The following is a 20,460-nucleotide window of genomic DNA, read 5'->3' as shown; positions in this document are numbered from 1 at the left end:
GGTTTGTGAAAATTTCTGTGAGTAGAAGTCAAATTTTAGCACCCACATTATATATTATGCATTCAGAATTTCACCCACATTTTGCCCATACGGAATTACTTATGTGAACAGGACGTGGGCAGGGTCTGCGTGTTGACTTTGCGGATAAAAAATGAGCACCCTGTATTTTGTACAGAATGCCCAATTTCATTGCTGCATAGCAATTATAGTTTATTCAATTATTAGAACTTACCAGCCTTAGCAGCTTCCTCAACAGAAACAGCTACAGCAACAGTAGCACCAACCATCGGGTTGTTACCCATTCCGATAAGACCCATCATCTCAACGTGAGCCGGTACGGAAGAGGATCCAGCAAACTGTGCGTCAGAGTGCATACGTCCCATAGTATCTGTCATACCGTAGGAAGCAGGACCTGCTGCCATGTTGTCTGGGTGAAGAGTACGTCCTGTACCACCGCCGGAAGCAACGGAGAAATATTTTTTACCCTGCTCGATACATTCTTTCTTGTATGTACCTGCAACCGGATGCTGGAAACGAGTCGGGTTAGTGGAGTTACCAGTGATGGAAACACCAACGTTCTCGTGATGCATGATAGCAACACCTTCCTGAACATCATCTGCACCGTAGCATTTTACAGTAGCACGAAGTCCGTTTGAATATGGCTTCTCATAGATTACGTTTAATTTAGCTTCTTTGTAATCGTATTTTGTCTCAACAAATGTGAATCCGTTGATACGGGAAATGATCTGGGCAGCATCTTTTCCAAGTCCGTTCAGGATAACACGTAATGGTTTCTGACGTACTTTGTTTGCTTTCTCAGCGATACCGATCGCACCCTCAGCAGCTGCGAAAGACTCATGTCCTGCTAAGAAGCAGAAGCACTCTGTCTCTTCCTCAAGGAGCATTTTACCAAGATTTCCATGTCCAAGACCTACTTTTCTGTGGTCAGCAACAGATCCAGGAATACAGAAAGCCTGAAGTCCTTCTCCGATAGCTGCAGCAGCGTCAGCAGCTCTCTTGCAGCCTTTCTTGATCGCGATTGCAGCACCTACTGTGTAAGCCCATGCAGCATTCTCAAAGCAGATCGGCTGAATTTTCTTAACCTGGTCATATACATCAAGACCAGCGTCTTTTGTGATTTTCTCAGCTTCTTCGATAGAGCTGATTCCATAGCTATTTAATACAGAATTGATCTGAGCAATTCTTCTCTCATATCCTTCAAATAATGCCATTTCTGTTCGTCTCCTTTCGCTTGTGGCTTACTCTTTTCTTGGGTCAATAATCTTAACAGCATCAGCTACACGGCCATACTGACCTTTTGCCTTCTCCCATGCAGTGTTAGGATCATCACCTTTTTTGATAAAGTCAGTCATTTTTCCAAGAGAAACGAACTGATATCCGATTACTTCGTTGTCTTCGTCAAGAGCAATACCTGTTACATAGCCCTCTGCCATTTCCAGGTAACGAACTCCTTTTTCCTTGGTAGCGTACATTGTACCAACCTGGGAACGAAGGCCTTTACCAAGGTCCTCAAGACCTGCACCAACAGCAAGACCGTCATCAGAGAAAGCACTCTGAGTACGTCCGTAAACGATCTGAAGGAACAGTTCTCTCATTGCTGTATTGATTGCATCACAGACAAGGTCTGTATTTAATGCTTCAAGAATTGTCTTACCCTGAAGAACCTCTGCTGCCATAGCTGCAGAATGTGTCATACCGGAGCATCCGATTGTCTCAATAAGGGCTTCCTCGATTACACCATTCTTAACATTTAAGGACAGTTTACAGGCACCCTGCTGAGGAGCACACCAGCCTACACCATGTGTAAAACCAGAGATATCTTCAATTTTCTTTGCATGGACCCACTGGCCTTCTTCCGGGATCGGAGCTGGCTCATGTTTTGCACCCTTAGCTACTGGGCACATGTTTTCAACTTCAGTAGTGTAAATCATTTTAAGACTCCTTTCAGTGTTGATTACTTAATCGTTGTTAAAGACCTAACAACCTAGTGTTATTTTCTCACAAAATCCTTCATTCGTCTAGTCATATTTTGCAAAATTTACGAAAAAGTTGTCGGTACCATTTATTGGACTTGTCTTGTAGAAATTTTATTTTCATGATAAACTACATAAGAACATTCCGATCACAGCTGCCGCCCGGAACTTTCATAGCCAAAAGTATCCAGCAATACTCTATATTCAGAACAGGAGGACTTACATAGATATGTCATTGCAAACTTCAACTTCTTTTATGCCCGAAAAACTGAGAATCCTAAGCGGAAGTGCCCTGAAGATGCTGGCTATGGCGATTATGCTGATCGACCATACCGCTTCTTTCCTTCTGCGTCACTACCCGCCAGCCATTGCGCCCTGGTTTCAAATAGGCAGCACCACTTATTCCCTATACCGGGTAATGCGTGACGTGGGGCGTGCAGCTTTCCCTATTTTCTGTTTCCTGCTTGTGGAAGGATTTCTTCACACCCATAACCGCTTTAAATATGGAAGAAATCTTCTGATTTTCGCCTGTATTTCAGAAATTCCATGGAATTTTGCACAAAATGGCACTCTGCTGTATCCAGATAAGCAGAACGTTTTTTTCACCTTATTTCTGGGATATCTTGCATTCTGCCTGGTCGAACACTTTGAAAAAAATGCTTCCATGCAGCTTGTCTGCATGTTGTTGCTTCTTGCAGTCTCCTATTTTCTCAAAGCAGATTACGGATATAAAGGCTTTGTATTTCTCCTGATCATGTACTGGCTGCATCAGCACAAACCTGCACAGGCAGTTATTGGAAGCTGCTGGCTGATCTATGAATGGAAGGCTTGCTTTGCTTTTATTCCTTTGAATATGTACAATGAAAAACGGGGATTTATTCAGGGGAAATGGGTAAAATACCTCTTCTATGCTTTTTATCCGGTACATATTGCTATACTGACCGTAATCCGCAAGATGTGGTTTGGAATTTAGAACAGCTATGATATAAAAATCATTTATGGACATGTCCAGAAAAACGGCTTGACAGAATTCATTTTCTGCCAAGCCATTTTATTATACTAGAGCCTGTTTGAAAAATCATTCCCGCAATCTGCGCGCCCCACTTTGCGGGAGATTTCACCCGAATTCGGTTGCCGTAGCCCGCTACAGCGCCCTCATCCGGGCGAAATCTCCCACAAATTGTGACGCACATCTTGCAGAAAGCCTTTTTCAAACACGCTCTAGTTTAATTCTTTGTTACAATCTCGTCTTTATTCTTATAAATGCTGTTTGCCGGAATGCATCCACGTACTGGAGAAAGCGGATAAATGTTAGTGTTTCTTCCGATCACAGTTCCAGGATTCAGCACAGAGCCACAGCCAACTTCTACATGATCTGCCAGCATGGCACCAAACTTCTTAAGTCCTGTCTCAATCTTCTCCTCGCCGTCTTTTACAACAACCAGTTTCTTGTCTGACTTTACATTGGAGCAAATGGAACCTGCACCCATATGGGATTTGTAACCCAGTACAGCGTCTCCTACATAATTGTAATGGGGAACCTGCACATTGTTAAAAAGAACTACATTCTTAAGCTCTGTGGAGTTTCCCACTACACAGCCCTCTCCTACAAGAGCTTTGCCGCGGATAAATGCACAGTGACGCACTTCTGTATTCTTGCCAATGATGGCCGGTCCGTTAATGTAGGCGGTAGGTGCAACCTTGGCAGATTTCGCAATCCAGATATCCCCCTCCAGATAGTCATATTCATTTGGATCCAATGTTTTCCCAATTTCACAATGAAATCACCAATCTCCGGAAGAACTTCCCACGGATAGGTTTTCCCCTGGAAAAGCTCTCCTGCGATGGTCTGGGTCATATCCAGCATGTTTGCGATGGTAAAATCTTTTAACATAATACATCCTCCTCATATAAATCTAATTTAATGAATAATTTCCTTTATTCCCCAATCTGTATCAGAGCGTGTTCTGCCTTTTTTTCATAGCAGTTTCCCGCTCCGGCTTCTTATAATACTGCGCAGCTGCATCAAAAAACTGCCTCAGCGCATACTGAAAATGACTGTCCTCCACCTGTTTGGTACGAATCCTTACAAAGCGTTCCAGCTTATCCATATATTCCTGCTCTGTAATAGATCCCTCTGCTACATAGGTGAGTCCCTTCTCCCAGCTGGCAGTCAGTTCCGGGTTCAGAAGCTGACGGATAGAACAGTTTACCACATCATAAATCATTTCTCCCTGAAGGGTAGGCGTGATCACCTGGGTTTTCTTATTCAGAGACAGATATCTGATATTAAACAGTTTCTTCAAAATCTCTGCTCTGGTGGCGCTGGTACCAATTCCGCTTCCCTTGATCTGTGAACGAAGATCCTCATCCTCGATCAGCTGGCCTGCATTCTCCATTGCCAGGATCATAGAACCGGAATTGTATCGTTTCGGTGGAGATGTCTCTCCTTCCTTGATACCAAGACCATTTATGTTTAGTATATCACCCTTTTTCAGTTTCTGCAATGCAGCTAACAAAGCTTCGTCGCAGGAAACCTCACCTTCTCCTTCACTTTCGGGAGTTTTTCCGGAAGCTTCTGCCATACTCTTTTTTGCAAAAGAATTTGCAGCAATCTTCAGATACCCTTCACTAAGCAAAACTTTAAAAGAAGAAAAGAAAGATTCATTCTCCATTTTCGTCACAAGGCTTACCTTCTGATAAACAGCCGGTGGATAAAAAATGCTTAAAAATCGTCTCACAATCGTCTCATACACCCGCTGTGCTGTCAGAGAAAGTCCCTTTAGTGCGCCAAGTCCCTGGCCAGTAGGAATAATAGCATAATGGTCTGTAATCTGTTTGTCATTGGTGTAACGTGTCTTCGCGATATTTTTGTATGCGCCAAGCTCTAACGCACCTTGCGCAGCTTCCCCGGCCTGAGGATAATTCCGAAGCCCGGAAATATTCTTATAAATCTCCTTTGCCACAGCTGTCGATAAAACTCTGGCATCTGTTCTGGGATATGTGACCAGTTTCTTTTCATAAAGATCCTGCACAATGGAAAGAGTCTCATCCGGACTGATCTTGAACAGTTTGGAACAGACATTCTGAAGCTCTGCCAGATTAAACAGAAGAGGCGGATTCTTATTTTCCTTCTTTCGCTCAATCTTCTCCACCGTACATATAAGAGGCTGCTGTGTACTTAATTCACAGATCAGCTTCTGGGCATCTTCTTTTTTCTTAAAACCATTTTCTTTATATAAAACAGGGGACTGGAAATAGCGGCTGCCTTCTACAGCTCTCCACTCTCCTTCAAAGCTTTCTCCTTCAAGAGCAATGCTGCTCACAACTCTGTAAAAAGGTGTTTTCACAAATGCGCGGATTTCCCGCTCGCGGCGAACTACCATCCCAAGGACACAGGTCATAACCCGTCCAACGGAAATTGCCTGGTATTTGCCTCCAAGATAATTGGTTACGCTGTTTCCATAACGCAAAGTCAGTACACGTGAGAAATTAATTCCCATCAGATAATCTTCTTTTGCCCGAAGATAGGCGGCTGCGGCAAGGTTATCATATTCTGAGATGTCCTTTGCCTCACGGATTCCCCGAAGAATCTCTTCTTCAGTCTGGGAGTCGATCCACACACGCTTCTGCGTCTTGTCCTTCACTCCCGCCATCTGTGCTACCAGGCGGTAAATATATTCACCTTCACGCCCAGAGTCGGTACACACATAAATGGTATCAATATCAGGTCTGTTTAAAAGCCCTTTCACGATCTGGAACTGTTTTTCCACGCCAGGTATCACTTCGTATTTAAAATCATGCGGCAAAAAAGGCAGGGTATCTAAACTCCACCTTTTGTATTTCATATCATATTTCTCAGGATAGCTCATGGTGACCAGATGTCCCACACACCAGGTCACCACGCAGGTATCAGACTCGATATAGCCATCCCGTCTTTGTCCGCCAGATTTTAAAGCTTTCGCAAATTCCTGAGCCACGCTGGGCTTCTCTGCTATGTATAAAGCTTTTGACATATTATTTATCTGCGCTCATCTTTCTTAATGGCCATGCCAGTAAAAGAGCACCTCCCACCATATTTCCAATGGTTACGATCAGCATACTCTTCAGCATGAGACCAACGGAAAGGCCATCTACCAGACCAAGGCTTACTACAAAAATTCCCATGTTTGCAATGCAGTGCTCAAATCCGCTGAAAACGAATGCAGAGATACACATTACGATCATAAGGAATTTACCGGTTTCACTTTTCAGCTTAATTCCGCAGAGTACACCAAGACATACGAAGAAGTTACACAAAATTGCACGCATGAACATCTGTCCCATAGGGATCGTCAGCTTGTTGTTAATAAAGCCTGCGAAATAATCTGCTGAGCCGGATGCACCTGCTCCTACAAAAAGAAGTGCCATAATTGCACATCCAACGAAATTGCCAAGGTAGCTTACCAGCCATACCTTGCCTGCATCCCCCCAGGATACACTCTTGTCGAAGGCGCCGAATGCCATTACCATGTTATTACCGGTAAACAGCTCGCCGCCAACCAGGCTGATCAGAAGAACAGCAATGGAGAACACTACAGCTCCAAGAAACTTGCCCCAGGCAGGATCTGATCCTGAAAATACACTTCCTATAACATTGCTGTAAATAACTGCCACATCAATAAAGAAACCAGCCATTACAGCCCGAAGAAAGTACTTCAGGAAATTGCCGTTCAGCAGCCCGATTTTGTTTTTGGCTGCGTTTGAAAGTTTTTGCACATCTTCATAGTTCATAAAAAACACCTCCGTATTGTTTTTTACAATTATAACACTTTGATGTATTTTTCACAATAGAAGTTGATAATTTTTTATCAATTAGGAACTATTTCACAAAAACGAGATGTTTCTTTTGTAAATTAATTACCCGTCCAATCACAGCACAGGGAAGCGACAGAGAAGACAGTCGACTAATTGCCCTGTCCGCATCCTGAGAATCTATACTCAGGAGAAGCCCTCCGGAAGTCTGCGGGTCAAATACTATATCCTCACGGGCAGCAAGCTCTGCTTCATTTATGATGGTTTCACTTCTGCCTGTTTCATTTTCCACAGCTTCACACCTGGTCTTTTCCAGCCAGAAATTCTCACTGCTTTCCCCACTGTGATTCTTCCATGAAAACTCGCACTCTCCCCCTGCAAATTCCCGATTGCGGTATGCACCTGCAGGAATAAATCCCATAGAAGCATAGTCAAGTGCTCCTTTCATAATCGGCAGGGAACCAAGAGAAATACAAAGGGTCTTCCCACTTCCCTTCGCCATTTCCAGGGCATGTCCGGCAAGACCAAAACCTGTTACATCCGTGCAGGCATGAATCTGCAGATCTGCCACTTTATCTCTGGCATACCTGTTCAAAGTCGCCATCACAGAAGCTGCATAGGCAGTCTCTTCCTCAGATGCCATCTCTCCTTTCACTGCAGTAGAAAGAATTCCGGTTCCAAGAGGCTTGGTAAGGATCAGAACATCTCCGGTCTCTGCTCCAATATTTTTCCACATTGAGGCAGGATTTACAAATCCGGTAACGCACAAGCCATATTTCGGCTCATCGTCCTGAATCGTGTGTCCTCCCGCAAGAGAAGCACCAGCCTCCATTACCTTGTCTGCACCTCCCCGCAGAATCTCGCCCAGAATCTCCGGATCAAGACAATTAGGAAAGGCTGCAATATTCAATGCCAGCTTAGGCTCTCCACCCATAGCATACACATCACTTAACGCATTTGCCGCTGCGATCTGTCCGAAAGTATAAGGATCGTCCACGATCGGTGTAAAAAAATCCACGGTCTGGATCATGGCCAGATCATCAGATATACGATATACAGCAGCATCGTCGGAAGATTCCGTTCCGACCAGTAAATTCGAATCATAAAACTTCGGCAGCTTACCCAGAACCTGGGCAAGGGTCCCCGGACCTACTTTCGCCGCTCAGCCAGATGTATGAGAATACTGGGTAAGGCGGATTCGCTCTCTGTCGCTCATGGACTCACCTCCTGTCAGTTCTAGAGCGTGTTTGAAAAAGGCTTTCTGCAAGATGTGCGTCACAATTTGTGGGAAATTTTGCCCGGATGAGGGCGCCGTAGCGGGCTACGGCAATCGAATTCGGGTGAAATCTCCCGCAAAGTGGGGCGTGCATATTGCGGGAATGATTTTTCAAACAGGCTCTAACGTGCTATCTATTTTAACATGAATCTCCCCTATCGTAAACGGTCAGTTTTTTATTTTAGTTGTTTATCTGTTACTATTCTTGAAAAAGGTGCAAGATGTACGTCACAATTTGCGGGAGATTTCGCCTGGATGAATGCGCCGTAACGGGCTACGGCAGACGAATTCGAGTGAAATCTACCACAAAGTGGGGCGTGCTGATTGCCGACTATCCCCAAAAAGGGAGAATGCCACCACATCCGGCAGCATTCTCCCTGCATTTATTCACTCTTCAATTTATTTCGCCTGGATATATCCCTGCGCCTTCAATGTCTCTGCGCAAAGAACAGCACCACCTGCAGCACCTCTTACAGTGTTGTGGGAAAGTCCAATGAACTTCCAATCGTAAACAGTATCCTCGCGAAGTCTTCCGATTGATACGCCCATTCCGTTCTCGAAGTTCACATCCTCTGTAACCTGTGGACGATTATCCTCCTCAAGATACTGAATGAACTGCTTCGGTGCGCTTGGAAGATTCAGTTCCTGAGGAACTCCCTTGAACTCTACAAGTGCTTTTACAAGCTGCTCTTTCGTAGGTTTCTTTCTGAATTTTACAAATGCAGCTGCAGTGTGGCCATTCAGGATCGGCACACGAACGCACTGACATGTGATAACAGGCTCTTTCGCCGGAACAATCACGCCGTCCTCAACTTTACCCCAGATACGAAGTGGCTCTTTCTCGCTCTTTTCTTCCTCGCCACCAATATATGGAATGATGTTATGCTCCATTTCCGGCCAGTCCTTAAATGTTTTTCCAGCTCCGGAAATTGCCTGATATGTAGTAGCAACTACTTCATATGGCTCAAATTCTTTCCATGCAGTAAGTGCAGGTGCATAGCTCTGAATAGAACAGTTTGGCTTAACAGCGATGAAACCTCTCTTTGTTCCCAGACGCTCTTTCTGATGTTTGATAACTTCGAAATGCTCTGGATTGATTTCCGGAATTACCATCGGCACATCAGGTGTCCATCTGTGAGCGCTGTTGTTGGAAACAACTGGTGTCTCAGTCTTGGCATATGCTTCCTCGATGGCTTTAATCTCGTCCTTGGACATATCTACAGCAGAGAATACAAAGTCAACAGTTGACGCAACCTTCTCTACCTCATTTACATTCATAACAACAAGCTTTTTCACTGCTTCCGGCATTGGAGTATCCATTTTCCATCTGCCTCCTACAGCGTCCTCGTAAGTCTTTCCAGCACTTCTCGGGCTTGCTGCAACAGTTACAACTTCAAACCATGGATGATTCTCTAACAGGGAAATAAATCTCTGACCCACCATTCCGGTAGCACCTAAAATACCAACTCTAAGCTTTTCACTCATAATATTCTCTCCTCATTCTTTCCTCTGCGTACATGTGTATTCCTATGACATACTATACCATGTTCTGAGAAAATGCAAGTACTTTCTTAAATTTTATCATATTAAAGCAATAAATTTATCTGATTTACCAAAAAAATCCTGTAAAACAAGATTCTTTCGTTACTTTCCACCGAACTGCCCAGAGCATGTTTGAAAAAGGCTTTCTGCAGGATGTGTCCTCTTTTCAGTTCGCTTCCAGATACTTTTTATTTCCTGCAATTACCTGCTCCATCACATCCGGACCGGGAGCTCCAAGAGTCATACGTTTCTCCACACAGGTCTTCATGCTGATAGCCTCATAAATATCCTGTTCAAACACAGGACTGATTTCTTTATACTCTTCAAGGGACAGTTCATCCAGGGAAATTCCCTTTTCAATACATTTTAAAACCAACTGCCCAACGATTCCATGCGCATCACGGAAAGGCACGCCATGATTTACCAGGTAATCTGCCGCATCAGTAGCATTGGTAAAGCCATTCTTTGCGCTTGCTTCCATGTTCGCCTTGTTAAACTGCATGGTGGATATCATGCCGGTAAAAAGAGCCAGACAACCTTTCACAGTATCAATAGCATCAAATGTAAGTTCCTTATCCTCCTGCATATCCTTATTGTATGCCAGCGGAATTCCCTTCATGGTAGTAAGAATTGATGTCAGTGCTCCATAAACACGTCCTGTTTTTCCTCTTACCAGCTCAGCAATATCCGGGTTCTTCTTCTGAGGCATAATACTGCTTCCGGTACTGTATGCATCATCGATTTCCACAAAACGGTACTCATTGGAATTCCAGAGAATAATCTCCTCGGAAAAACGGCTGAGATGCATCATAACCGTAGAAAGTGCGGACAACAGTTCAATCACATAATCTCTGTCAGATACAGAGTCCATGCTGTTTCTGGTTGGCTCATCAAAGTCCAGAAGCTGTGCGGTGTATTCTCTGTCCAGCGGATAGGTAGTTCCTGCAAGAGCTCCCGCGCCAAGAGGACAGGTGTTCATTCTCTTGCGGATATCAAACAGACGTCCTCTGTCACGGCGGAACATTTCAAAATATGCTCCCACATGATGCGCCAGCGTAACTGGCTGGGCTTTCTGGAGATGGGTAAAGCCGGGCATATACGTATGCACATTCTCTTCCATGATCTTCTGAAGAGCCTCAAGCAGTGATTTTACTTCCTGGTCAATCTCATCGATCTCATCACGCACATAAAGCTTCATGTCCAGTGCAACCTGGTCATTACGGCTTCTTCCCGTGTGAAGCTTCTTACCCGGATCACCAATACGGTCGATCAGGTTTGCCTCTACAAAACTGTGGATATCCTCATATTCTGATGTGATTGCAAGTCTGCCTGCTTTCACATCTGCCAGGATTCCCTCCAGTCCTTCTAATATCTGATCTCTCTCTTTCTCTGTCAGAATCCCCTGTTTTGCAAGCATCTTTACATGTGCCTTGCTGCCACGGATGTCCTGTTCATAAAATTTCTGGTCAAATGAAATGGATGCATTAAAATTATAAACCAGTTTATCGGTTTCCTTAGTGAAGCGTCCGCCCCAAAGCTGTGCCATAATATTTTCCCTCATTTCCTGCAAAGTTCCACGAATTTTTCAATATTTTTATTCCAAAAGCAAGATGCTTAAGAATTTTACAGAAATACACTTTGAAGTATTATAGGAACCTTACAAATTCTTTCTAACTTTACTACAATCAAGTGCTAGTTTATCACACTTTCTGCTAATTGCAAAGAGTCTTTCATTATGATTTTCGCTATACATTACTGCATCAAACCGTTTTGCAATGCACAAAATTCATGCAAGTGCATGACTCTGCACTATTGTTTGCAAAATATCAGATGGTTTCACTGACAGTCCATGCAGCTCTGTTGTTTCTGCTTTTCCCGCTCCATGCTCTCCCGCTTAGAAAACACACACCCGCAATAATTCTGCCGATACAGCCCATATTCATGGGAAAGTTCTATAGACCGCTTATATCCGTTCTTTTTCTTGAAATCAGACGGAAGATGCTCCACTTTATAGATTTGTGCAAGTTCCTGGCCTATCTCATTGATCTTTCCTGCATTTTTTAAAGGACTGATGGAAAGTGTGGTGGTAAAATAATCATATCCGCCCTCCTGAGCCAGCTTTGCTGCTGCCTCCATTCGAAGCCGATAACATTTGAAACACCGTTCTCCTCCCTCCGGTACATCCTCCAGCCCTTTTGCCATGGCATAAAATCCTCTGGTCTATACGCGCCTTCCACCAGATCGACTGGATGAAGAAACTCCATCTCGCTGATCAGCCTGCGGATTTCTGCCACCCGCTTCTCATATTCCTCCTTGGGAGAAATATTGGGATTATAAAAAAATACTGTAACAGAAAAAAACCTGGAAAGATATTCCAGGACATAACTGCTGCAGGGCGCACAGCATGCATGAAGAAAAAGTCTGGGAACCTTTCCTTCTCTCTCATGCTGTTCGATTAATTTTTCAAGCTCTTTTTGGTAATTTACATTTGCCAATTCTCTCACCCATTCTTACAATCGTTTCATATCCATTTTCAGAATTCTCTATCAAATCAGAATCCAGCCTTACCTTTCCATGCTGAAGAAGCAGGACAATGGTAGAACCTCCGAATTCAAAATAACCTTTTTCTTCACCCTTTTTCACTTCACAGGCACCAGGTTTCAGATTGGTAATTTTCCCCACCATCATAGCTCCGACTTCCATCATAGCAATGGTTCCAAACTGCTCTGTTTTTAACAGGCAATACTCTCTGGTATTCTCATGATAAATCTGGCATACGTCATTAGCAGCAGGATTTACCGTATGAAAAACACCGGGGATCTTTACATCCGGAGATTTCTCTCCATCTGCCACATAGCAGTAATGGTGATAATCATCGACTGTCAGCCTGAGGATCACTGCATAACCGCCAAGATACCGCTTTGCCAGCTTTTTATTCTTCAGCAGGCGTTCCAGAGTATACAGAGTATCTTTTATATAAAATCTGGAATCACTGCCAATACGGCTCACGGTAACCTTTCCGTCACAAGGACTGACCAGTACGCTGTCATCCGCTGCTACAGGCCGCTGCCCCTCTTTAAGCCTGCGGGTAAAAAAGTCGTTATAGGAAGCAAACTCCTGTCTGGTGCAGCTGGAAAGATCAATGTGATTGCGCTCCACAAATCCAGGAATCATCCTCGCAGAAAGCCTGGTATTCAAAAACCAGCCGCCCAGTCTGGTAACAAAAGGCTGTATTATGATCTTCAGGCAAAGACGTCCGCCCCAGTCATTATACAGATGGCGCAAAAATTTATCCTGTCTGTTCTCCTCTATTGTGATGTTGCCTTTTCTGTCTATATATTTCATAATACCTCCCCTGCATTTGCTATAAAAGTTCCCGATGGCATCCACAAAAGAGCCATGCCTGCATAAGCGAATTCATGGATATCGTCTGGCGACAGCCCGGATTACGAATGCAGCCGGCAGCTGCAGGAGCGCAACAGGCGCCAGACAGCTGACTTTCATATATGGTGAATATCCGTTTTATAACAGATGAAACATCATGGAAAGCGCCAGTGCCACAAGGGCAACCAGAAGGATCACCATTGGATTCTGAGGTTTTTTCACCTTAAAATCACTGATAAACAGCACTCCGACTACTACCACTGCCACATGGATCACCAGAAGGAAATTTTTCCCGCATCCTCTTCTCAGCAGATAAAGGAACGGAAGGATGATCGCCATCGAAGTGATTGGCAGACCTTGGTAATAGTGACGAAGCTCGGAGGTCTCGTTCTGTCTCTTCTCTTCCATTACGTTAAAGTAACCCAGACGGATTACAGAAGCTACACAATACAGGCAGAGAATGATCACACCCGGAATATGGTTCATTCCCAGACAATAACAGATCATTGCCGGAAACACACCAAAACATACCACATCACACAGGGAATCGATCTGAATTCCAAATTTCTTCTCATCCTCTGTACGGTTCTTCTTTGTACGGGCGATTTTCCCGTCAAACATATCACAAAGTCCGGACAGTGCCAGACACAAAATTGCAACTTTGAAGTCTCCCTCCAGTGCTCTTGTCATTCCAAATACGGAAACAGCGAGACTGATGTATGTAAGCACCACCGTATAATCATAAAATCCAAGCATATCCTGTTTCTCCTTTTTCAAACGTTCTTCCTTCATTGCAGTTAATTACATCCTTTGTATCTCTTCGTTTTTCCTTCCAATGGTAAGATGTGCCACACAGGTCATAAGTGCACTGATCAGCATCTGTCCGTAATAGGAAATCCCACGGCTGAGCAGCATAGATGGCAGCAAAAGCGGTCCAAATACGGGCACAAACATCACCATATATAATGTCTCGCTGATTCCCATGCCTCCCGGAAGAGGAAGCATATCCACAGATACGGAAATCACCGCCTGTAAAATAGTAACGGTCAGGATTCCATACTCATGGAGTCCCAGGGCGCGGTACACCCAGTAAGTGACCGTGAACAGAATACACCTCTGCACAAATGTAATGATAAATACATTCAGTATGATCCGTTTATGGCTGGCCCAGAAGGCTGCCGTTGCGTGATACTGGTCCATGGAAGCCTCCAGCTTCTCAAGCCTTGCTTTTTTTGGCTTCAGAATCCGGACATGCTCAATGATCTTCAGACCTTTTACCATGATCCATTTCGCAAGGCCTGGGGCAAACACCAATATCATCATAAAGGTAACACAGAACACGTTCAGACCCACGCCTAGATAAAACACCCACATATAGTCCCCAAGATAGCCTCTCAGGAAATCACCGCCCAGAAAACAGATCAGAACACCGATCACTACAAGAACTGCCTTGTAGGTGATGGTAACGATCATCAAACCAGAGTGGTTACCGGAATAGGCAGTTTATCTTTTTTCATGTAAAAGATCTGCATGGGCTGTCCGCCTGATGCAGACGGAGTAATACAGCTGAAAAAAAATCCAACAAAGGAATACAGTGCACAATGAGTCATTTTCACACTGGCTCCAAGTGTTTTCATCATATAAAAAATGATAACCGATTCGCCAAGAATAAAAAATACCACGCACACAAGACTCAGAAGCAGATATCTTCCATCAGCTTCCCTGGCAGTACGGATAATATCCCCGATGTCCTTGCCGCGAAAAACCAGGTACACGGTAAGACCGAAAACGATCACCAGAAATAACAGGTTGAAAACCGTTTGCTTTTTACTCATAATATTATTTTCTTTCTAAAAAATTGTCGGTACAGGAACCGCGAACTCCGCTTCGCTACACTCTGCACATAGATAAATCACTTCATTATAACACACCCCACCCCAAAAGCATATCATAAATTATACGAAAATGGAGGTTTGATTATGAATCCGCTTCTGGAAGTAAAGGATGTGTGCCTTTCTTACCATAGCTTATCCGGGGAAACGGCTGCCCTTTCTCATATATCTTTTCATCTTATGCCAGAAGAGTTTCTGGCTGTCGTAGGGCCTTCCGGTTGTGGAAAGTCCACTTTGCTGAATCTGATCTGCGGGCTTTTACATGCGGAAAGCGGAACCATTCTTATGAATGGAAAGCCACTGAACAAGGACAGCGCCCGTATTGGCTATATGCTTCAAAAAGACCACCTTCTGGAATGGCGCAGCATCTACCGCAATGTTCTCCTTGGACTGGAAATACAAGGCGAACTCACAAAAGACAATCTTTCCTATGTAGATGAACTGTTAAAGCTTTATGAGCTGGACAAATTCCGTAACAGTCGTCCAAGCCAGCTCTCCGGCGGCATGCGGCAGCGAGCGGCACTGATCCGCACTCTTGTATTAAAACCGGATCTTCTGCTTCTCGACGAACCATTCTCCGCACTTGATTACCAGACACGGCTGAACGTAAGTGATGACATTGGAAAAATCCTGAAAAAACAACGAAAACCGGCTATTCTTGTCACTCATGATATTTCCGAAGCCATCAGCATGGCAGACCGGGTACTGATTCTTTCAAAGCGTCCTGCCACTGTAATAAAGATCGTTCCCATTGATCTGGATATGAAAGACCGTACGCCCCTTTCTTCGAGAAATGCCCCGGCTTTCAAATCCTACTTTAATCTGATCTGGAAGGAGTTGAATCAGAATGCATAAACCTTCCCCCGCTCAAAAAGCATATCTTGCCCGTCAGAAAAGGGACCGTCGCCTTGTTGTAAGCGCAAGGCTTCTGGTCTTTCTTATTTTTCTGGCACAATGGGAAATCCTGGCAAGGGCTGGCTGGATTGACTCTTTTATCTTCAGCAGCCCTTCCATGATCTTCAAAACCTTTGTAGAGATGGCCAAAAACCACTCGCTGTTCATCCACATTGGAGCCACCCTGAAGGAAACTCTTCTTAGTTTCCTCTTCGTAGTAGTCCTGGGTCTTGGCATTTCCATTCTGCTGTGGGTATGCCCCAGACTTGCAAAAGTACTGGAGCCTTATCTGGTAGTGCTGAACAGCCTTCCAAAGTCTGCCCTGGCACCCCTTCTCATTGTATGGCTGGGTGCCCGTCAGCGGACCATCATTGTTGCAGGTATGTCTGTGGCAATCTTTGGATCGATTCTGAACCTGTATACAGGCTTCGGGGAGATCAGCCAGGAAAAGCTGAAGCTGATCCGCACACTTGGAGGCGGTAAAAAAGAAGAACTTTTAAAAATTGTTTTGCCCTCCTCCGTGCCCCTTATTCTTGCAAATATGAAAGTAAATATCGGTCTTTGCCTGGTAGGGGTGATCATAGGCGAATTCATCGGTGCAAGACAGGGGCTTGGCTACCTGATCATATATGGAAGTCAGACATTCCAGTGAGTACGCATTCTGACAGTTTCCCCAAAATGCTGTCCTCTTCTCTTTCCAATTTTCTATAACGAAGTGCAATTCCGTATTTCTTCAAAAAAGAAATTTAATTTTATTTTTCAGAGCCACTCTTTCCGACAGTCAAAGGCTATCCTCTCCGCTCCTCTTTCCAGATGGATCACACCGCATTCCCTGAAACCAAATTTCTTCAAAGCGCCCTGCATGGGCTTGTTGTCCTCATGGGTATCAATGCGCACATATCCGCTTCTCTCCAACCCATAAGAAAATGCAGCCCTGGTCACACCCTTTGTCACCCCATTGGAAGCAACTCTGTGAATCACGCCGTAGGGCTCCCTGTCACTGTGCCATTCACCATTTTCGATCACACGGTAAGTAGGATCTTCTCCTGTATAAAATACAAATGTTCCAACAATTTCCCCATTTTCCACGCATACATGGGAAATTCCTGTTTTTATATCATTTTCTACCGTGGAAGCTTCCGGGTAGCGGTCCTCCCACTGGTTTGGATTACCGTTGTTTTTCATAAATTCCCGGGCAATTTTATATAAGTTCAGTATCTGTGGCAGATCCTGAAGTGTAGATTTTCTGATATTCATAATACTGTTCCTTTCTACCTGTTCGGACAAAATATACCGCACAGCAAGGCGTGCAGATTGCGAGAATGATTTTTCAAACAGGCTCTAAGTCATGTCTGTAACTGCAGACATGACGGGCAGTTACGATTTTTTCAGTATAGCATATCCAAGGTCTCTGCCGCAATAATGCATTTTCCCTGTTTCTTTACCACTTCCAGATGATCCGGATAAATCAGGATTTTCTCCACCATTTTTAACTCACATAATACGTGGGCCTTTAGAATCACATGATGTTCTTTTAAAAACTGCTCTGTCTCCCGAAGCCTTTTTTCCACTTCTTCCTGTTCCTCTGCCAGAAAATCCCTGTTCTTCTGCCTGCACGTTCTGCTGCCGGTGTTGTTCTTTAATTTATTTTGCAGTTCCCTTTCCTTGATCTGGTAAAGAGATTCTTCCACCAGGCCTTCCAGATATTTGTCCAGCAAAAGCTGTTGCTGGTATTTAATCTTTTTTTCCAGCTGTTCGTACTTTTCCAAATCCTTCTTTTGGTTTTCTTCCAGACTTTCCTTCAAAAGCTGCATAAAAAAATCCGTAATCTCCCATTCCTGATCTGGCAGGATTTCTTTTCCTCCGGACCTTTCCAGAAGAAGAAACAACTTTTCCTCTTCCAGATGGATATTGGCACAGCCGCCTGGCTTTTCCTCCTTTTTTCTCCCCTGTTCCAGATAAATTTTGCATTTCCATTCATGGATTTTATAGTTTTTTCTCTTTCTTGTTGTCCGGTAAAAAGGGGCCCCGCACAAACCACAGACCAATTTTCCGCTAAACACATGCTTTCCCGGATTTACTCCAAAGCACCTGGCCGTTCTCTCCTGGTTTCCGACAGGTTTCTTTCTTTTGTCGATTTCTTCATTGGCAGCCTTCCACAGTTCTTCTGACACAATTGCCGGAATCCGGTTTTCATAAATATAAAACTGTTCCTGTGGATTTTTTACCACCTGCCTGGTATCAAAATCATAATGTTTCCGGTTCATGACCACAGTACCTTTATTGACAGGATTTCGGATCATGCGGCGGATATCAGAATCGGTAAAAAAGCTTCCATTTCGTTTCTGCACACCATCCTCCCGCAGGATCCGGGCGATACATCTGCTGCCAAGACCTCCTGCACAAAGCTCATACATTTTTCTTTTCACCTGTGCCTCTTCCTCTATGATCGCCAGGCTTTTATCTGGCAGCTTCCGGTAGCCATAAGTATTGGAAGTAAGCATCAGGGCACTTCCAGTCTTTTGCCGGTTCCGGTGGGCGTTATTGATCTTACGGCTTAATTCCCGGCTGTATTCCTCTGCCAGAATTGCCTTGATTCCAGTGATCAGACTGTCATCGGCACTGTAAAAACGGTTTTCCAGATAGAGATACAGTCGTTTGCCACAAGTCACAAGCCGATCCACAAAAACATACCAGTCCTTTGTGTTTCGCATCAGTCTGTCCTGGGATTTTATCACTACAATCTCAAATTTATCTCTAAGAAGGTCAGAAAAAAGCCGCTGGTACTGTTCCCGTCCCCGGGTGCTGGTACCGGACCTGCTTTCTATATATTCATCCTCTAAGGACCAGTTCAGGCGGCAGACGCATTCTCTTGCCTCCGCCGCCTGTCTTATAAGCGCATCCTTCTGGCACTCCTCTTCTGTACTGCACCGGCAGTAGATCACTGCCCTGGTCATAAAGTGTCACCGTATTTTTCTATTTTTTCCTTCAAAACCAACAATTCAGCTGAGGTAATCCATTTTTCCTCTGCAAGAATATCTGCGATTTTCTTTAATAATTCCTTTTTCTCTGACAATTTTAAATTTTCCTGATTTTTCCGGTTGGTAACAGACCGTGGAAAAACGGATGTGCACTGCTCTTCTTGCTCCCAATTTAAGGATTCCGCCAGACTCATACTATCAACTCCGGTTTTCATGCCTTATGGTATAATATGCAGTTCTTCCTGTCTCTGCCGTAATTTTTTTCTATCTTCCAGGCGGATTGTCCAGCATATGCCACTCCCACTCCGGATCAATAACGGCATCCGCACTTTCCATAACTGCACAATCCTTATCACAGCCATCCACTGCACAGGAACAGGCCATACCCGCTTTCTCAAAATGCCCTGGCACACCTTCATAACGCACGCACCATAATCCACGGTAGTGCATCCGTTTACACAGGCCATATTCATACTCGTATTTCACTATTTTTTCTGACATTTCTCTACCTCTTCCAACTTTTTATTACCGGTCTTCCGAAAGCAAAGGGACCGAAAGCCACTCTATTTTTCCTTCTGCCATAGTATATTTCTGCCATTCTGATAAGCACATTCCATTGCCAGCCTTACGCCAGGCTTTTCTGTCATGGGATCTTCAATTCCCACAGACAGAGCATATCCCTTCTTCAAAAGTGCCGGAATATCCCGGGTTTCAAATACAGTCCGGGTAATAAGCTGTGTATCTGGTAAAACAGAAGAAAGAAGCATATTGATTTCCGTCTTCTCCACTGTATTTCCAGAGGGATCCTCCAGATACAGATATACCGGCCATTTTTTGTAAAACGGAGCAACGCCGTCATTATTCCAGGTCAGGCACAGGCAATCTTCCTGCCCCTCCCTTTTCCAGGCAGCTTCTGAGATCCACAGGCGGTACCCCATATTCAAAAGCACTTTGTCATAGCCATCTTTATACTGACTGTCTGCATATTTCGGACCTAAAAATGTAGTGTGAGACTTCCGGACCAATTCTACAGTCTGTTCCAGATCTGTCACCAGCATCTGTTCCATGGAAACAGAGCTGGTAAATTCACCGCCCGATGGAGCTGTCTTCCAGAAATCTGGCATACTGCCAAGCGCATCTTTCTCCTCTGCCTGTCCATAATCTCCACCTTCCTGAATCCAGGTCAGCCATTCTTCTGTGGACTCTTTATGCCCGGTCATATCATTATAAAGCCCCATTCCATAAGCTTCTGCAATATGAAAAGGTCTTCTCATAAGCATGTTTACGCCGGGAAAAGCTTCCAGCCAGGGCATAATATACTGGTTTCTTACAGCTTCCTCAGGGATTCTCGTAATCCCATCGCTGTAATTTACATGCCACTCTCCCCAATGTCCAAGACTTCCAAGCTCAATATAACTGATCAGCCCGTCTTTTCCAAAATGCTCTCCAAGGGCTTTGATTGCCTTCTCATGCTCTTCTATAAAAACCTTATTGTTGTAATCCGGTGAATATCCTTTTCCATATTCACCATCATACCAGGTTCCGTCTTCCCCCGTCTTCTCATACAGCCACCGGGGGATATCCATATGTTTCTCATCACCTGGAATGTCACAGACAAAACGAAGGATCAGATGCTTTCCTTCTTTTTTCCACCTGTTTATCTGGTTTTCCTCTTCTATGGAATCCCAGGCATACACCCCTTC

23 protein-coding genes and 2 pseudogenes are annotated in these 20,460 nt (G+C 44.3%); 6 read left to right on the top strand and 19 right to left on the bottom strand.

Translation table 11 applies throughout. The annotated features are described in order from the left end of the window. Nucleotides 1-221 precede the first annotated feature (221 nt). Together DW904_RS13645 and DW904_RS13640 are read right to left on the bottom strand one after the other, a co-directional pair. Entirely contained in the window at nucleotides 222-1,232 is a 1,011-nt protein-coding gene (locus DW904_RS13645) for a GGGtGRT protein (protein ID WP_118581437.1), read from the bottom strand. 27 nt (nucleotides 1,233-1,259) lie between these two features. Then, nucleotides 1,260-1,952, bottom strand: coding sequence for an iron-sulfur cluster assembly scaffold protein (locus DW904_RS13640; RefSeq protein ID WP_118581434.1), 693 nt, complete (start codon nucleotides 1,950-1,952; stop codon nucleotides 1,260-1,262). A gap of 271 nt (nucleotides 1,953-2,223) precedes the next feature. Between DW904_RS13640 and DW904_RS13635 the strand changes: the two genes are divergently transcribed. Then, on the top strand, nucleotides 2,224-2,967 hold the full coding sequence (locus DW904_RS13635; protein ID WP_118581431.1) for a TraX family protein: 744 nt from the start codon (nucleotides 2,224-2,226) through the stop codon (nucleotides 2,965-2,967). Nucleotides 2,968-3,025: 58 nt separating this feature from the next. On the opposite strand, the gene DW904_RS25705 is transcribed toward DW904_RS13635, so the two are convergent. Further along, complete coding sequence (locus tag DW904_RS25705; RefSeq protein WP_319017275.1) at nucleotides 3,026-3,187, bottom strand: DUF6783 domain-containing protein; 162 nt, start codon at nucleotides 3,185-3,187, stop codon at nucleotides 3,026-3,028. Between DW904_RS25705 and DW904_RS25700 the strand changes: the two are divergent. Further along, nucleotides 3,125-3,451, top strand: a pseudogene (locus DW904_RS25700) (DUF6783 domain-containing protein); the annotation flags it as partial. The gene DW904_RS25705 and the pseudogene DW904_RS25700 overlap by 63 nt on opposite strands. Before the next feature lie 498 nt (nucleotides 3,452-3,949). Here DW904_RS25700 and DW904_RS13625 read toward each other — a convergent pair. The 4 genes from DW904_RS13625 to DW904_RS25695 form a co-directional block, all read right to left on the bottom strand. Continuing rightward, nucleotides 3,950-6,010 carry a DNA topoisomerase gene (locus tag DW904_RS13625; RefSeq protein WP_118581429.1) on the bottom strand — a complete coding sequence of 687 codons (2,061 nt, stop codon included), beginning with the start codon at nucleotides 6,008-6,010 and terminating at the stop codon, nucleotides 3,950-3,952. Between the two features lies 1 nt (nucleotide 6,011). After that, a complete protein-coding gene (locus DW904_RS13620; protein ID WP_118581426.1) occupies nucleotides 6,012-6,767 on the bottom strand; it encodes a formate/nitrite transporter family protein in 756 nt (251 codons plus the stop codon). 88 nt (nucleotides 6,768-6,855) lie between these two features. Then, complete coding sequence (gene selD, locus DW904_RS13615) at nucleotides 6,856-8,004, bottom strand: selenide, water dikinase SelD (RefSeq protein ID WP_226855143.1); 1,149 nt, start codon at nucleotides 8,002-8,004, stop codon at nucleotides 6,856-6,858. Nucleotides 8,005-8,008: 4 nt separating this feature from the next. After that, the gene (locus tag DW904_RS25695; RefSeq protein ID WP_308768407.1) at nucleotides 8,009-8,119 is read right to left on the bottom strand and encodes a DUF6783 domain-containing protein; all 111 of its coding nucleotides are present in this window, start codon (nucleotides 8,117-8,119) and stop codon (nucleotides 8,009-8,011) included. Here DW904_RS25695 and DW904_RS25690 point away from each other — a divergent pair. Then, nucleotides 8,069-8,212: a DUF6783 domain-containing protein gene (locus tag DW904_RS25690; protein ID WP_308768408.1), complete on the top strand. Its 144-nt coding sequence runs from the start codon at nucleotides 8,069-8,071 to the stop codon at nucleotides 8,210-8,212. The two genes, DW904_RS25695 and DW904_RS25690, sit on opposite strands and share 51 nt — an antisense overlap. 73 nt (nucleotides 8,213-8,285) lie before the next feature. Next, nucleotides 8,286-8,561: a DUF6783 domain-containing protein gene (locus tag DW904_RS25685; protein ID WP_334286069.1), complete on the top strand. Its 276-nt coding sequence runs from the start codon at nucleotides 8,286-8,288 to the stop codon at nucleotides 8,559-8,561. Here the strand turns inward: DW904_RS25685 and asd are convergent. The 7 genes and pseudogenes from asd to DW904_RS25675 all read right to left on the bottom strand — a co-directional run bounded on the left by asd (nucleotide 8,464) and on the right by DW904_RS25675 (nucleotide 14,825). Next, nucleotides 8,464-9,549 (bottom strand): aspartate-semialdehyde dehydrogenase, encoded by a 1,086-nt coding sequence (gene asd / locus DW904_RS13605; RefSeq protein WP_118581417.1) that lies wholly within the window; start codon nucleotides 9,547-9,549, stop codon nucleotides 8,464-8,466. The genes DW904_RS25685 and asd overlap by 98 nt on opposite strands. 223 nt (nucleotides 9,550-9,772) lie before the next feature. Continuing rightward, nucleotides 9,773-11,152, bottom strand: a complete 1,380-nt coding sequence (gene argH / locus DW904_RS13600; RefSeq protein ID WP_118581414.1) for an argininosuccinate lyase — start codon at nucleotides 11,150-11,152, stop codon at nucleotides 9,773-9,775. Nucleotides 11,153-11,442: 290 nt separating this feature from the next. Next, nucleotides 11,443-12,101: pseudogene (locus DW904_RS13595) on the bottom strand (epoxyqueuosine reductase QueH). Next, nucleotides 12,070-12,951: a phosphatidylserine decarboxylase gene (locus tag DW904_RS13590; protein WP_118581411.1), complete on the bottom strand. Its 882-nt coding sequence runs from the start codon at nucleotides 12,949-12,951 to the stop codon at nucleotides 12,070-12,072. Before DW904_RS13590 ends, DW904_RS13595 begins: the two are co-directional and overlap by 32 nt. Nucleotides 12,952-13,128: 177 nt before the next feature. Next, nucleotides 13,129-13,767: a CDP-alcohol phosphatidyltransferase family protein gene (locus DW904_RS13585; protein WP_330386377.1), complete on the bottom strand. Its 639-nt coding sequence runs from the start codon at nucleotides 13,765-13,767 to the stop codon at nucleotides 13,129-13,131. A gap of 24 nt (nucleotides 13,768-13,791) precedes the next feature. Then, nucleotides 13,792-14,463: a lysylphosphatidylglycerol synthase domain-containing protein gene (locus tag DW904_RS25680; protein WP_347562149.1), complete on the bottom strand. Its 672-nt coding sequence runs from the start codon at nucleotides 14,461-14,463 to the stop codon at nucleotides 13,792-13,794. Beyond that, entirely contained in the window at nucleotides 14,463-14,825 is a 363-nt protein-coding gene (locus DW904_RS25675) for a lysylphosphatidylglycerol synthase transmembrane domain-containing protein (protein ID WP_347562148.1), read from the bottom strand. The genes DW904_RS25680 and DW904_RS25675 overlap by 1 nt, the downstream gene beginning before the upstream one ends. Nucleotides 14,826-14,969: 144 nt before the next feature. Between DW904_RS25675 and DW904_RS13575 the strand changes: the two genes are divergently transcribed. Both DW904_RS13575 and DW904_RS13570 read left to right on the top strand, forming a co-directional pair. Then, nucleotides 14,970-15,737 (top strand): ABC transporter ATP-binding protein, encoded by a 768-nt coding sequence (locus DW904_RS13575; protein ID WP_118581408.1) that lies wholly within the window; start codon nucleotides 14,970-14,972, stop codon nucleotides 15,735-15,737. Further along, nucleotides 15,730-16,428: an ABC transporter permease gene (locus DW904_RS13570; protein WP_118581405.1), complete on the top strand. Its 699-nt coding sequence runs from the start codon at nucleotides 15,730-15,732 to the stop codon at nucleotides 16,426-16,428. Before DW904_RS13575 ends, DW904_RS13570 begins: the two co-directional genes overlap by 8 nt. Nucleotides 16,429-16,535: 107 nt before the next feature. On the opposite strand, the gene DW904_RS13565 is transcribed toward DW904_RS13570, so the two are convergent. From DW904_RS13565 to DW904_RS13545, 5 genes are all read right to left on the bottom strand, one after another. Then, nucleotides 16,536-17,033 carry a GNAT family protein gene (locus tag DW904_RS13565; protein WP_118581402.1) on the bottom strand — a complete coding sequence of 166 codons (498 nt, stop codon included), beginning with the start codon at nucleotides 17,031-17,033 and terminating at the stop codon, nucleotides 16,536-16,538. A gap of 131 nt (nucleotides 17,034-17,164) precedes the next feature. Then, on the bottom strand, nucleotides 17,165-18,733 hold the full coding sequence (locus tag DW904_RS13560) for a recombinase family protein (RefSeq protein WP_118581399.1): 1,569 nt from the start codon (nucleotides 18,731-18,733) through the stop codon (nucleotides 17,165-17,167). Continuing rightward, nucleotides 18,730-18,852, bottom strand: coding sequence for a hypothetical protein (locus DW904_RS24590; RefSeq protein WP_279254391.1), 123 nt, complete (start codon nucleotides 18,850-18,852; stop codon nucleotides 18,730-18,732). Before DW904_RS24590 ends, DW904_RS13560 begins: the two co-directional genes overlap by 4 nt. A 169-nt stretch (nucleotides 18,853-19,021) precedes the next feature. Next, entirely contained in the window at nucleotides 19,022-19,258 is a 237-nt protein-coding gene (locus DW904_RS13550) for a hypothetical protein (RefSeq protein ID WP_118581393.1), read from the bottom strand. 62 nt (nucleotides 19,259-19,320) lie between these two features. Beyond that, nucleotides 19,321-20,454, bottom strand: coding sequence for a DUF4832 domain-containing protein (locus DW904_RS13545; protein WP_243110421.1), 1,134 nt, complete (start codon nucleotides 20,452-20,454; stop codon nucleotides 19,321-19,323). Between the last annotated feature and the right edge of the window lie 6 nt (nucleotides 20,455-20,460).

Origin of the sequence: Ruminococcus sp. AM42-11, assembly GCF_003480145.1 — a bacterium.
Lineage (GTDB): Bacteria > Bacillota > Clostridia > Lachnospirales > Lachnospiraceae > Blautia_A > Blautia_A faecis.
Note: the sequence above shows the minus strand (reverse complement) of the source record. Positions and strands in the feature narration are given on the sequence as shown.